Below are 12,479 nucleotides of genomic sequence, written 5' to 3' on the forward strand. Positions count from 1 at the left end.
CAACCCGCACCCCTCGGCGCACATTCCCCGCCACCGAGAGTAGACAATGTCTACGCCCATCCAGTAGACACTGTCCATGCATAGACCGGAGCCGCCTGACCAGCACTCGTCCAACCAGCACTCGACCGACCAGCACTCGCCCTATCAGCAGTCCTCCGATCAGGACCTGCGCACCCGCCTCGTCGATGTCGGCGTGGAGCTGGTGTCCCGGGAGGGCGTCGGGGCGCTGACGCTACGGGAGATCGCCCGCCGGGCGGGCGTCTCGCACGGGGCGCCGCGCCGCTACTTCCCCACCCATCTGGAGCTGCTGTCGGCCATCGCCCACCGGGGTTTCACCGACCTCGGCGTACGCGTGACGGCGAGCGGCGCCGGCGATGACGCGAGCGCGGACCCACACGGACGGGTGGCCGAACTGGCCCGCGTCTACCTGGAGTTCGCCCTGGAGAACCCCGGAATGTACGAGCTGATGTTCCGTCATGACCTGCTGGAGAGCGGTCACTTGCGACTGCGGGACACCAGTCTGCCGTTGTTCGGCGTGCTGGTGGGCCTGATCGGCCGGGCGCGCCCCGACGCCGACGCGCGAGCCGTCGCGGGCGCACTGTGGGCGAACCTGCACGGCATCGCCCAGCTGTGGCGCTGGGGAAGCCTCCAACTCGCCACGGGCGCCGACGACTTCGCCGCGCTCCTGCACACGGCTTTGGACGCGCATCTCGGTCCGCGGGCCGCGAGGTGAACCGCTCCTTGGCGCTCGCGAGCAGTGTGGCCGGTGCCATGGTGGTCGCCCTGGACGGCACGGTGCTCACCGTCGCCCAGCCCACTCTGCGCCGCGACCTGCACGCCTCCTTCGCCCAGGTCCAGTGGACCAGCACCGGCTATCTCGTCGCGGTGGCAGGCCTGCTGGTGTTCGCCGGGCGGCTGAGCGACCTCTACGGCCACCGGCGCGCCTACGCCGTCGGCATGCTCGGCTTCGGCGCCGCCTCGGCGGGCATCGTGCTGGCGCCGGGCGTCGGCTGGGTGATCGGACTCCGGGTCGTCCAGGGAGTGTTCGGGGCCCTGCTGCAACCGGCCACGCTGGGGATGCTGCGGACGGCGTACCCACCCGACCGGCTGCGGACGCCGATCGCGGTCCGTACCGCCTGCATCGGCGTGGCCGCGGCGGCCGGACCGGTGGTGGGCGGGGCGCTGGCCACGGAGTTCGGCTGGCGGTCCGTGTTCCTCCTCACCATCGCGCCCACGGTGCTGTTCGGCGCGCTCGCTCTCACCTCCCGGGGCCAGGACCAGGACCAGGGCCAGGGCCTCCCACGCTCCCCCGCCCCCGTCCCGCTCGACATCCCCGGCGCCCTGCTGCTGGCTGTGGCGCTGGCCTGCCTGGTGCACTCCCTCGTCAGCCTGCCCGGTCTCACCTGGTCGGCCCTTGTCGCCCTCGTCGTCGGCGCCGCCTTCGTACGGCACGAACGCCGCACCTCCTCGCCTCTGCTGCCGCCGGACGTGGTCGGCTCACCGGCGGTGGGCGGGGCGCTCGGCGTGCTCGTCGTCGCGTCCGCGGCCCTGAACGGCGGACTGTTCGTCTGCGTCTACGTCCTTCAGGACGATCTGGGGCTGACGCCGCTGCGCAGCGCGCTGCTCAGCCTGCCGCTGGCGGTGTTCCTGGTGGCCGCCGCGCCCGTCTGCGCCGTCCTGCTGCGCCGGGCCGGCGCCCGGGCCACGGTCGCGGGGGCGACGGCCCTCCTCGCCGTCGGCCTCCTCGTGCTCGCCCGAGCCTCCGGGTCCGTGGCCTTCTGCGCCGGGTTCGCGCTGGTGGGCGCCGGGTTCGGCGCCGTGATGGTCGCGGCGACCCATGTCGTCGTACGGCAGACCCCGGCGGAGTGGGCCGGGGTCGCGGGCGGGTTGCAGCAGACGGCGATGAACGTGGGCCCGGTGCTGGGCGTGGCGTCGGCGACCGTGCTCATGGCTCTCGGCGCGGCGGGTGCGCCTCTCCTCGTGCTGGCGGCCGCGACCGCGGCGGCGCTGCCGCTCTGCCGGACGCTGCCGAGCCGCGCGCGCCCCGGCGCACATTCCCCTTCCGGCGGTCCCCCGGCTGGTGGAAGCGACGCAACGCACACGGGACAGGGCGCGGAAAAGGGGTCCGCACACGCGTTCCCTACGCGACCATGAGGTCTGAGGTGGTCCGGGCAGGGTAGGGCCTGTCCCGCACCTTGAGAGAGCGCGCACCGGAGGAGAACGATGGCACTGCTGCGACAAGAGGTCGACCCGAGCGAGGTCGGGCTGGACGCGAAGGCGCTGGACCGCCTCGACCAGCACCTCGCCCACTATGTCGACGAAGGGCGCCTGCCGGGCTTCCTCGTGGCGGTCTCCCGTGGCGGCCGGGTCGCCCACCTCACCGCGCACGGCCGTCGCGACGTCGCCGCCGGGCTGCCCGTAGAGCCCGCCACCCTCTACCGGATCTACTCGATGACCAAGCCGGTCACGTCGGTCGCCGCACTGATACTGATGGAGGAGGGCCGGCTGCGGCTCGACGACCCGGTCGCCGAGCATCTCCCGGCCTTCGCCGACCAGCGGGTGTACGCGGGCGGCTCCGGCGCGGGTCTCACCACCCGCCCGGTCGAGCAACCGCTGCTCGTGAAGCACCTCATGACCCACACCGCGGGACTGACCTTCGCCTTCTACCACTGTCACCCCGTCGACGCGCTCTACCGCGAGGCCGGCCTGGAGTCGGCGGTGCTGCCGGGCTCGGACCTGGCCGGGACGGTGGAGGCGTACGCGCGGCTGCCGTTGCAGTTCGAACCGGGCACGCAGTGGAACTACTCGGTGGCCACCAACGTCCTGGGCCGGATCATCGAGGTCGTCTCCGGACGGCCGCTGGACGAGTTCATCGCCGAGCGGATCTTCCGCCCGCTCGGCATGCCGGACGCCGGTTTCCAGGTCACGGACGAGCAGGCGGGCCGGCTGGCGGAGCTGTACGGCGACACCGACGACGGCCGTATCGAGCCGATCCCGGGCCTGCCGCTGTTCGGCCGGCCGCGGTTCCTGTCCGGCAGCGGCGGCATGGTGGCGACGGCGTACGACATCCACCGCTTCACGGAGCTGCTGCGCCGCCGCGGCGAACTGGACGGAGTCCGTCTCCTCGCTCCGGAGACGGTCGACCTGATGACCCGCAACCACCTCCCCGGCGGTGCCGACCTGCGCGCCTTCGGCAGCCGCCCCGCCCACGACGAACCCGGTAACGACGGCGTCGGCTTCGGCCTCGGCGTCTCCGTGGTCGTCGACCCGGAGCGCACCCAGGCCCCCGCCGGCCTCGGCACCTACGGCTGGAGCGGCGTCGCCACGACGACGTTCTGGGTCGACCCGGCGCACGACGTGACCGTCCAGTTCCTCACCCAGCTGAGGCCGCGGAGGTCCCTGAAGCTGTACCCCGACCTGAAGCGACTGGTCCACGAGTCGATCACGGGCTGAGACGGCGGCCCACGCAGACCTCTCAGACCTCGAAGCCCAGGCAGCCCACGCAGACCAGCGGGCCGCCTCAGCTGTCGGCCCGCAGCGTGAACTCCAGGCCCTCGTCGGCGAGTTCCCGCAGCCACTCCTCGGACCTCGCCGCCGTCTCGGCCGCCCGGCTCAGCCCCGGCGGCAACGAGCCGTCCAGGATGTGCCGGACGCCGAGGGCGAGAGGCAGGGAGACACAGCGGGCCATGGCGCTCTCCCGGGCGTCGCCCTCCAGGTCCAGGAGGTAGCTCCCGGACCAGGACCTGCCGTTGTGGCCGACTTCGGCGCCGTTGTCGGCGTCCACCTCCAGGGACACCGCCAGGACCACCCGGTCGCGGTCGGTGTCGGTGGTGGGGTGCGCGGCCGCCAACTCCCGGGCCAGGGCGGCGATCCGGGTGTCGTCGCCGGCCTTCAGCTCCTCGAACACCGTGTCCCAGGCGCGCAGCCAGCCGTTCAGACGCAGGGTGCCGCGCACGAAGGTCCGTGGCTTCCAGGCCTGCGGCAGTTCGTACTGCTCGATGAAGGGGACGCTGTCGCGGTTGGGATAGACCTCGAAGGTCTCCCCGCCCGCCCCGCCGACGACGTGCTCGCGGGTCGCCTCCCAGGGCCGGTCGACCACGGTCTCGGTGCCGTCGTCGACGTGACGCGCGGGCGAGCGCAGGGCGTTGAGGACGCCGAGGGGCGCCCAGCTGAAGCGGTACTTGAACTCGTTGGGGACGGCGGGGATGCCGCCGCAGTACGAGGTGAGTCGGTACGAGGCGGACGTGTCGTCGCCGATCGCCTCCCGGGCGCGGGACACGAGGCTGTGCGCGAAGAGGTGGTCGATACCGGGGTCGAGGCCGGCCTCGGTGAGCACGACGGTCCCGGCCGCCTCGGCGGCGGGCACCTGCTGCAGGACCGTGTCCGAGACATAGCTGGAGCAGGCGAAGTGGGCCCGCCGGGCCACGCACGCCGACAGCAGCGCCGCATGCTCGGGGGCGGGGAGCATCGACACGACGACGTCCCCGGGTGCCAGTTCGGCCGTGAGCGCGTCGAGCGTGTAGGCGCGCGGCTCGGCGCGTCCGCTCAGGCCGAGCCGGTCGAGGGCCTCGGCGGCTCGCCGCGCCGTACGGTGCCACAGGCGTACCCGGTCGGTGCGCTCGCACAGGGCGGCCAGGCCACTGCCGGTGGAGAGGCCGGCGCCGACCCAGTGGACGGTGCCGTTCGCGGGAACGAGGTCAGACACGGCCGAACTCCCCTACTGTCACGACGCAGGTCCCTTCGGTCACACCGAACTCCCCTTCTGCCGAACGGAAATTCCCCTCTGTCACTGCGAACCCCCCTCTGTCACGCCGAGTTCACGGCTTGCCTCGCGGAAGCGGTCCAGGCAGCGGCCCCACGGTCCACCGACGCCGAAGTCCAGCAGATGGGGCGTCAGGGCCGCCGAGAAGTCGGCGCTGGACTCGCGTGGCAGCAGGGACGGCAGGTTGTCGATGGCGATCAGGTCGAGCGGGGGTTCCTTGCGCAGGCGGCGCACAGGGTCCGTCCACTCGGTGGTGCGGTCGTACACCGGCAGGACGTTGAGGGGCGATCCAACGTCGCAGGTGACGTCGGAGAGGGTGCGCAGCCGGCGGGCCGGGTCGTCGAGGTCCTCCTCTCGGACGAACGGCGGCACCGGGGTCGTGGCGAGGACACAGTTGACCAGCACGTCGTGGGCCAGCAGGGCGGAGCGGTCCAGGTCGCGGGTCTCGGCGAGGTCCCAGCAGGTGGGGTCGGCGCCGGCCGTGGTGAACGCGAGCCGTGCACCCCGGCCGCTGCGGCCCAGGGCGCCGACGACGAGAGCGGCGAACTCCTCGTCGCCGGGGGCCGGACGCAGCGTCTCGTCCAACTCCTCCTTGCCGGTGGGTCGCAGGGGCGCGAGGAGCCTGCCCCGGTGCTGGAGGACGGCCAGCGCCGCGCCCAGGTAGCCCGCCCAGAATCCGAACGCGGCGAGGCGACGCCCGTGGTCGTCGACCAGGTACTCCAGGTCGAGAAGCGCCCCTCCCCCGGCGGCGAACCGGCGCAACAGGTCGGCCGCGCCCGGCTGTTGCTTGTAGGCGTGCCCGAAGAAGACATGACGGTGCGCCAACTCACCAGGCTCGTCCGGGAGTTCCTTCAGGCCGAGGACGACGGCGTCGCGCGGCGCGGACACCCAGGAGCCCGCGGGGACGATCCGGGCGCCGACGGCCTCGTACTCCTGAGTCGGGTGGACGCGCTGCGGGGAGTCCTCGACGGTCAGGTGCACGCCGGCCTCGACGAGGCGGCGGGCGTCATCGGGGACGACCGGGGTGCGCCGTTCGGTGGTGCGGGCCTCATGACGCAGCCACAGGTGCAGTTCGGTCATACGCGGTTGACCTCCGGACGCGGGGCGTCGGCCGCGAAACGGTCGGCGCTCAGGGGGGTGACGTCCACGAAGGGTACGCGGCCGAGGTACAGGTCGCGGACGACCTCGCCGACCGCCGGGCCCTGAAGGAAACCGTGACCGGAGAAGCCGGTCGCATACAGAAAGCGGGATACCGAAGACGCCTCGCCGATCAGGGCGTTGTGGTCCGGGGTGACCTCGTACAGGCCCGCCCAGCCGCCCATGCGGCGCAGGTCGAGCAGGGCGGGAGCGCGGTGCTCCATGGCGGCGGTGAGGCGGGGGATCCACCGGTCGTGGGTGTCGGTGGCGAAGCCGGGGCGTTCGTCCGGGTCGGACATGCCGACCAGGAGGCCGGGGCCCTCCCTGTGGAAGTAGAGGGTGCTGGTGAAGTCGATGGTCATGGGGAGGTCCGGCGGGAGGGCGGGGACCGGTTCGGTGACCGCGATCTGGCGGCGCAGCGGCTGCACCGGCAGGTCCACTCCGGCCATCGCGCCGACGGCCCTGGACCAGGCGCCGGCCGCGCAGATCACCGTGTCGGTGGTGATGCGGCCGAGGGTGGTCTGCACGGCGGTGATGGCGGCGCCCTGCCGTTCGATGCCGGTGACGGCGGTGTGCCGCAGGATGCGCGCACCGCACCTGCGGGCGGCGGCCGCGTACCCGTGGACGACGGCTTCCGGTGTGCAGTGGCCGTCGTCGGGCGAGAACGCGGCCGCGTGTAACCCCTCGGTCCTGATCAGCGGGGAGAGGCGCTGCGCCTCGGCCGGGCCGATCATCCGGCTGGGCACCCCGAGCGCGTTCTGCAGCCGCACCCCGGTCTCGAAGGAGGCGACCTCCTCGGGCGTGGACAGCAGGAAGAGGTAGCCGACGCGGTGCAGCCCGATGTCGTGTCCGATCTCCTCGCCGAACCGCCCGAACGCCTCCAGGCTGCGCGCTCCGAGCTGGATGTTCAGTTCGTCGGAGAACTGGGCGCGCACCCCGCCCGCTGCCTTCGAGGTCGAGCCGGCGGCGAGTTCGTCCCGCTCCAGCAGCAGGACGTCACGGACGCCGGCGGCGGCGAGATGGTAGGCGATGCTGGTGCCCATCACCCCGCCGCCGATGACGACGACCGAGGCATGTGTGTTCACGCGAGCGGCTCCTTTCGGCGGCGGCCCCGGCCCGGTTGCCGGAGCCGAGGCTGTAGTACGCCGTGACCGCCGTGATCCCTACCCGTGTGGGCGGCGGTGCGAAGCGCGCGCGCTCAGGACCAGTGCGCCACCGCGTCCAGGTGGGGCAGCCGGTGGTCCATGCGCTCCCGCTTGGTGCGCAGGTAGGTGATGTTGTTCTCGCACGGCTCGATCAGCAGCGGCACCTCCTCGGCGACCTTGATGCCGTTGTCCACCAGCGCCTCGCGCTTGCGCGGGTTGTTCGACATCAGGCGGACGGAGCGCACGCCGAGATCGCGCAGGATGTCGGCGGCCACCTTGTAGTCGCGGGCGTCCACCGGGAAGCCGAGCGCCACGTTCGCCTCGACCGTGTCCAGGCCCTCCGCCTGCAGCGCCATCGCCCGCAGCTTGCCCAGCAGCCCGATCCCGCGCCCCTCGTGCCCACGCAGGTAGACGACTATGCCGCGGCCCTCGTCGACGACCGCGCGCAGCGCGGACTCCAGCTGGTCGCCGCACTCGCAGTGCTGGGAGCCGAACGCGTCGCCGGTCAGGCACTCCGAGTGCAGCCGGGTCAGCACGTCCTCGGCGCCGATCTCCCCGTAGACCAGCGCGACTTGTTCGTCGCCGCGGTCGTGGTCCAGGTAACCGACCGCCTGGAATTTGCCGTACACGGTGGGCAAGGGCGCATTCACCACGCGTTCCACACCGGTGCGCTGGGGGGTCTTCGTGCCGAGTACGCCAATGTTGTCTGTCATGATCTGGTTCCTAAGCAGAGACGAAGGGCCGGGAAAAGATGAGTGGTTCGGACATACGGTCGGCGGCGTCGGCGACGTACGGACAGGTGCCGACGGACACTACCGAAGACGTACGGACCCGGGGTGCCGGAGTTCCCACGCAGGTGGCGGTCCTTCCCGTCGGAAGCTTTGAACAGCACGGTCCGTACCTGCCGTTGGCGACGGACACACTGGTCGCCTGCGCCATCGCCCGGGAGATCGCCGAGGCGTTCCCGGTGCACCTCCTTCCGCCGGTGACCATCGCCTGCTCGCACGAGCACGCGGCCTGGCCGGGGACCGTCAGCATCTCCTCCGTGACCCTTCACGCGGTGGTACGGGACATCGCGGCGTCACTGCGCCGCTCGGGCGTCGAGGCCCTGGTGCTGGTCAACGGACACGGCGGGAACTACGTCCTGGGCAATGTCGTCCAGGAGTCCTCCGCCGCAGGCGAACGGATGGCTCTCTTCCCGGCCCCGGAGGACTGGGAGACGGCGCTGGAGCGGTCCGGGGTCGCGACGTCGTTGCTCACCGACATGCACGCCGGGGAGATCGAGACCTCGATCCTGTTGCACGCCCACCCCGAACTCGTCCGGCCCGGTTACGAGTCGGCCGATTTCGTCGCGGACGACCGTCGCCATCTGCTCACGCTGGGAATGTCCGCCTATACCGATTCGGGCGTCATCGGCCGTCCTTCCCTGGGGTCGGCGGAAAAGGGGAAGGAACTCCTGGCGAGCCTGGCGGAATCCTTCGGAGCGTATTTCTCGTTGCTGACTTCGGCGGATTCGGGAACCGAAAAGGAAGCAACCGAGGCGGCCGGCGCCGCGACGGACGATTCCGTGCGGTCGTCGTAGCGCCGCTCGTCGCCCTCGGGGCCGGCCATGTCGTCGGCCCCGGCCCCGGCTCCTCCGCGCAGCCCGGCGTACCAGCGGACGACCAGCACGACCGCGCCGGGCAGCGCCGCCACGAAGCTGAGCACGCCGTAGACGACGGCGACCGCGAGGCCGGTGCTCGCGCCGAGTCCGGCGGCGCCGAACGCCCAGGCGGTGACGCCCTCGCGGGGGCCCCAGCCGCCGACGTTCAGCGGCAGGCCCATGGCCAGCAGGGCGAGGACGGCGATCGGCAGCAGCGCGAGGGCGGAGGCCCCGGAGCCGGCGACCCGGGCGGCCACGACGAACATGCCGAGGTGCCCGGCCAGCACGACCGCCGACGACAGGGCGACGCCCGGCGCGTTGCGCCGCGACAGCAGTCCCTCGCGTGCCTCGGTCAGCGCCGCCCGCAGCCGCCCGCCGCGGCGCGGCTTCGAGGAGTTCATGCGAACGGCGAGGACGACGGCGAGCGCGCCCACCGCGGCGAACAGGACCGGCGCGGCGATCTGCCGGGCGTCCTGCATGACCGGTGACGGCAGGGTCAGCAGGACCGTTACGCCTGCCACGACCAGGACGAGTTGTCCGGCGGTGCGCTCCAGGACCACGGCCCGCACGCCGCGTCCGACGTCGCCGGCGCTCTGCCCGTGCCGCACCGCGCGGTGCACGTCGCCGAGGACGCCGCCGGGCAGGGCCGCGTTGAGGAACAGGGCCCGGTAGTAGTCGGCGACGGCCGGACCCAGCGGCAGCCGGATCCGCAGGGCGCGGGCCACCAGCGCCCACCGCCAGGCGCTGAACACGGTGGTGACGGCGCCGATCCCGAGCGCCACCAGCAGCGTCGGCGCGTCGATCCGCCGCAGTCCGTCGAGGAAGACGCCGGTGCCCAGCCGCCACAGCAGGGCGGTGAGGATGACGACCCCGGCGACGGTCCCGGTGTGCGTGCGGACGGCGCGGTTGCCGAGCAGCGCGCGCAGCCGGGAGGGCTTCTTCGTGTGCGGCGCGGTCACGATGACGCCGATGCGGGCCTCGGACACGGCGGCGTCGGTATGGGCCACCGACGGGCTGCGCAGGGGCCGTCGTACGAGCGGCCCGGTCCCCTCGCTCCACACCACCGGCGCCGCGGTCTGCACCCGGGGGCCCACCGTCTCCGCGCTCATCACGCCCCGCCCGTCGGCCGGGCCAGTGCCAGCAGGTCGCTGTGGTGGACGGTGACGTGCAGGTCGCCCGCCGCGCAGGCCGCCAGTCGGGCGGCGAGGTAGGACTCGGCGCGCTCGGCCAGTTCGGGGCGCTCCTCCACGGCCGCGCCGACCCAGCCGCGCAGCCACTGCGCGGTCAGGCCGACGTTCTCGGGGCCGAGCCGCCAGGGACTCGGGTGCACCTTGACGGTCGCGCCGTGGGCGGCGAACGCCTCGCAGGCCACGCTCACCGCGTCGGGGCCGAGGAGGCCGCCGCGCCGCTGGTGGTCGTTGAAGGCGGCGGCGAGGTCCGCGTCCAGCGGGTCCGGCGTGCTGAACTCGACGCGCCCGGCGACCGAAAGCGTCAGCAGCGCCGGGCAGCCCGCGCCCGCACAGGCCGCCGCGAGGGTCTCGACCTCCTCGCGGGTGAGGACGTCGAGCAGGGCGGAGGCGGTGACCAGCGAGGCGCCGAGCAGTGCGTCCGGGGTGAGGCGGGCGACGTCGCCGCGCCGCGTCTCGACGGTGACCCGGCTGCCGTCGGCGGCCGCGCGCGGGGAGGCGACGGCGGCGAAGTGCAGGAGGTAGGGGTCGCGGTCGTGCAGCACCCAGTGCTGGGCGCCGTCGAGGCGGGGGGCGAGCCAGCGGCCCATGGAGCCGGTGCCGCAGCCCAGGTCGTGGATGGCGAACCCGCTGCGGCCGGGCAGATTGGCCAGCCGGATCCGCAGCGGGTCCAGCAGGTCCAGCGCCCGCGCGGCGGCGTCGGCGGGCTCGCGCAGCTCCAGCCACTCGGGGGCGTACCGCGGCTGCTCGTCCGGCCCGCTGTCCCGCAGCCGCACGGTGGGCCGCTCACCGGGCCGGCCCATGGGCCCGGCGCCGGCGATGACGCTCTGAACACCGGCGTTCGCCACGGAGTTCGCGCCCGAGTCCGCGCCGAATACGGCCTCCACCACGGAAACAGCCTCCTTCCGGCCCGGCTGTGCCGGGATGCCGCCCACGCGTCGTGCCACGTCGGCCGGGGTCGCCGTCGTCTTCCTCATGCCGCCCTCCGGGGTTCGCTGGGAAGCCGGCCGAGGACTCCGGCCAGGCTCTGGGCGGTGGTCGCCCAGCCGTTCAGGGCCGCGCGGCGGCCTCGCGCGGCGGCCTTGAGACGGCGCCGTACGTCGGCCTCGCCGAACCAGCCGCGCAGTTCGGCCGCGAGGGCGGCCGGGTCCTCCGGCGGGACGAGGATGCCGGGGACACCGCCGTCGGGGGCGCGGCCGACCGCCTCGGGCAGCCCGCCGACGTCCGTCGCGAGGACGGGGATGCCGCGGGCGAGCGCCTCGGTGACGGCCATGCCGTAGGTCTCGGCGTAGGAGGTGAGGACCATCAGGTCGGCGGAGGCGTAGGCGGCGTCGAGGTCGGCGCCGGCCTTCGGGCCCGCGAGCTCCAGCCGGTCCTCAAGGCCGTATCTGGCGATGAGGCCGCGCAGATGGGCGACGTATTCCGGGTCCTGTCCGAGGCCGCCCACGCACACACAGCTCCACGGCAGGTCTCGCGCCGCGGCCAGCGCCTCGACCAGCCGGTGCTGGCCCTTGCGCGGGGTCACGGCGGCCACGCACAGCAGGCGGGAGACGCCGTCGGTGCCGGAGGCGAGGGGGGCGATGTCGGCGCCGGGCGCGGCGACGTGCACCCGCTCGGGGGCGAGGCCGTGGTGGGAGACGAGGCGGCGCACGGCCCACTCGCTGGTGGCGACGACGGCGGGCACGGCCCGCAGCACGGCCCGTTCCTTGGCGTCGAGTTCGGCCGCCACCTCGGGCGCGATGCCCCGCTCGTCACCGAGCGGAAGGTGGACGAGGACGACGAGCCGCAGCCGCTCCGCCTCGGGGGCGATGATCTCCGGGACCCCGCAGGCGACCAGCCCGTCGATGAGGACGACCGTGCCGTCGGGGAACTCCCGCAACGTGTGAGCCAGTTCCGCGCGGGCGGCCGCCTCCGGGCGGGGCCAGGAACCGTTCACCAGGTGCTTGTGGACCTGCCAGCCGAAGCCGGGCAGATCCAGGCAGAGGCGCCGGTCGTAGGCGTTGCCGCCGCTCGGGTTCGCCGGGTCGTCGACCCCGCCCGGCATCACGAAGTGCACGGAGCGCAGCGACATGGGGATGATCCCGCCGATCTTGGGAAGCGGCGCCTGCGCAGGCACGTACATGAGCGGGGCCTTCTGCACGGGCTGTGAGGTCGGGACGGTCTGCACGGTCTTCTCGAGGGTCACATCGGTCACAGGGCACGCTCGTAACTCGCCCAGGCGATGTGCGACTCGTGCAGCGTGACCGCGATGGCGGCGATGCCCCGGGCGCCCTCACCGAGCGCGCCCTTGTTGATCCGCTCCGCGAGGCGGTCGGCGACGACCTTGGCGAGGAACTCCGTCGACGTGTTGACGCCCGCGAAGTCGGGCTCGTTGTCGAGGTTGCGGTAGTTCAGCTCGCTGACCACGGCACCGAGTTCCTGCGTGGCCAGTCCGATGTCGACGACGATGTTGTCGTCGTCCAGCTGCTCGCGGCGGAAGGTGGCGTCCACGAGGAACGTCGCTCCGTGCAGGCGCTGCGCGGGTCCGAAGACCTCGCCGCGGAAGCTGTGGGCGATCATGATGTGATCGCGGACGGTGACACTGAACAACGGACGACCCTCCAGGT

Annotated in this window: 11 protein-coding genes and 1 pseudogene; 4 read left to right on the forward strand and 8 right to left on the reverse strand. The window is 73.2% G+C overall.

The window, feature by feature from the left end:
* Window positions 1–76 precede the first annotated feature (76 nt).
* The 3 genes from B5557_RS07410 to B5557_RS07420 all read left to right on the forward strand — a co-directional run bounded on the left by B5557_RS07410 (window position 77) and on the right by B5557_RS07420 (window position 3,453).
* Window positions 77–733 (forward strand): TetR/AcrR family transcriptional regulator, encoded by a 657-nt coding sequence (locus B5557_RS07410; RefSeq protein WP_079658369.1) that lies wholly within the window; start codon window positions 77–79, stop codon window positions 731–733.
* Window positions 730–2,154, forward strand: a complete 1,425-nt coding sequence (locus B5557_RS07415; protein ID WP_079658370.1) for an MFS transporter — start codon at window positions 730–732, stop codon at window positions 2,152–2,154. Before B5557_RS07410 ends, B5557_RS07415 begins: the two co-directional genes overlap by 4 nt.
* Before the next feature lie 69 nt (window positions 2,155–2,223).
* Window positions 2,224–3,453, forward strand: a complete 1,230-nt coding sequence (locus tag B5557_RS07420; RefSeq protein WP_079658371.1) for a serine hydrolase domain-containing protein — start codon at window positions 2,224–2,226, stop codon at window positions 3,451–3,453.
* Between the two features lie 67 nt (window positions 3,454–3,520).
* On the opposite strand, the gene B5557_RS07425 is transcribed toward B5557_RS07420, so the two are convergent.
* The 4 genes from B5557_RS07425 to ribA all read right to left on the reverse strand — a co-directional run bounded on the left by B5557_RS07425 (window position 3,521) and on the right by ribA (window position 7,757).
* Window positions 3,521–4,705, reverse strand: a complete 1,185-nt coding sequence (locus B5557_RS07425; protein WP_079658372.1) for a saccharopine dehydrogenase family protein — start codon at window positions 4,703–4,705, stop codon at window positions 3,521–3,523.
* Window positions 4,706–4,786: 81 nt separating this feature from the next.
* Entirely contained in the window at window positions 4,787–5,842 is a 1,056-nt protein-coding gene (locus B5557_RS07430) for a saccharopine dehydrogenase (RefSeq protein ID WP_079658373.1), read from the reverse strand.
* Complete coding sequence (locus B5557_RS07435) at window positions 5,839–6,984, reverse strand: NAD(P)/FAD-dependent oxidoreductase (protein ID WP_079658374.1); 1,146 nt, start codon at window positions 6,982–6,984, stop codon at window positions 5,839–5,841. Before B5557_RS07435 ends, B5557_RS07430 begins: the two co-directional genes overlap by 4 nt.
* A gap of 113 nt (window positions 6,985–7,097) precedes the next feature.
* On the reverse strand, window positions 7,098–7,757 hold the full coding sequence (ribA, locus tag B5557_RS07440) for a GTP cyclohydrolase II (protein ID WP_079658375.1): 660 nt from the start codon (window positions 7,755–7,757) through the stop codon (window positions 7,098–7,100).
* 38 nt (window positions 7,758–7,795) lie between these two features.
* Between ribA and B5557_RS07445 the strand changes: the two genes are divergently transcribed.
* Window positions 7,796–8,626 carry a creatininase family protein gene (locus B5557_RS07445; RefSeq protein WP_079658376.1) on the forward strand — a complete coding sequence of 277 codons (831 nt, stop codon included), beginning with the start codon at window positions 7,796–7,798 and terminating at the stop codon, window positions 8,624–8,626.
* A gap of 155 nt (window positions 8,627–8,781) precedes the next feature.
* On the opposite strand, the pseudogene B5557_RS44905 reads toward B5557_RS07445, so the two are convergent.
* The 4 genes and pseudogenes from B5557_RS44905 to B5557_RS07465 all read right to left on the reverse strand — a co-directional run.
* Window positions 8,782–9,795: pseudogene (locus B5557_RS44905) on the reverse strand (lysylphosphatidylglycerol synthase transmembrane domain-containing protein); the annotation flags it as partial.
* On the reverse strand, window positions 9,795–10,850 hold the full coding sequence (locus tag B5557_RS07455; protein ID WP_079658378.1) for a trans-aconitate methyltransferase: 1,056 nt from the start codon (window positions 10,848–10,850) through the stop codon (window positions 9,795–9,797). The gene B5557_RS07455 and the pseudogene B5557_RS44905, both read right to left, overlap by 1 nt.
* Window positions 10,847–12,067, reverse strand: coding sequence for a glycosyltransferase family 4 protein (locus B5557_RS07460; RefSeq protein WP_099935516.1), 1,221 nt, complete (start codon window positions 12,065–12,067; stop codon window positions 10,847–10,849). The genes B5557_RS07455 and B5557_RS07460 overlap by 4 nt, the downstream gene beginning before the upstream one ends.
* On the reverse strand, window positions 12,064–12,462 hold the full coding sequence (locus B5557_RS07465) for a 6-pyruvoyl trahydropterin synthase family protein (RefSeq protein ID WP_079658379.1): 399 nt from the start codon (window positions 12,460–12,462) through the stop codon (window positions 12,064–12,066). The genes B5557_RS07460 and B5557_RS07465 overlap by 4 nt, the downstream gene beginning before the upstream one ends.
* Window positions 12,463–12,479: the final 17 nt, after the last annotated feature.

This window comes from Streptomyces sp. 3214.6, from assembly GCF_900129855.1.
GTDB lineage: Bacteria > Actinomycetota > Actinomycetes > Streptomycetales > Streptomycetaceae > Streptomyces > Streptomyces soliscabiei.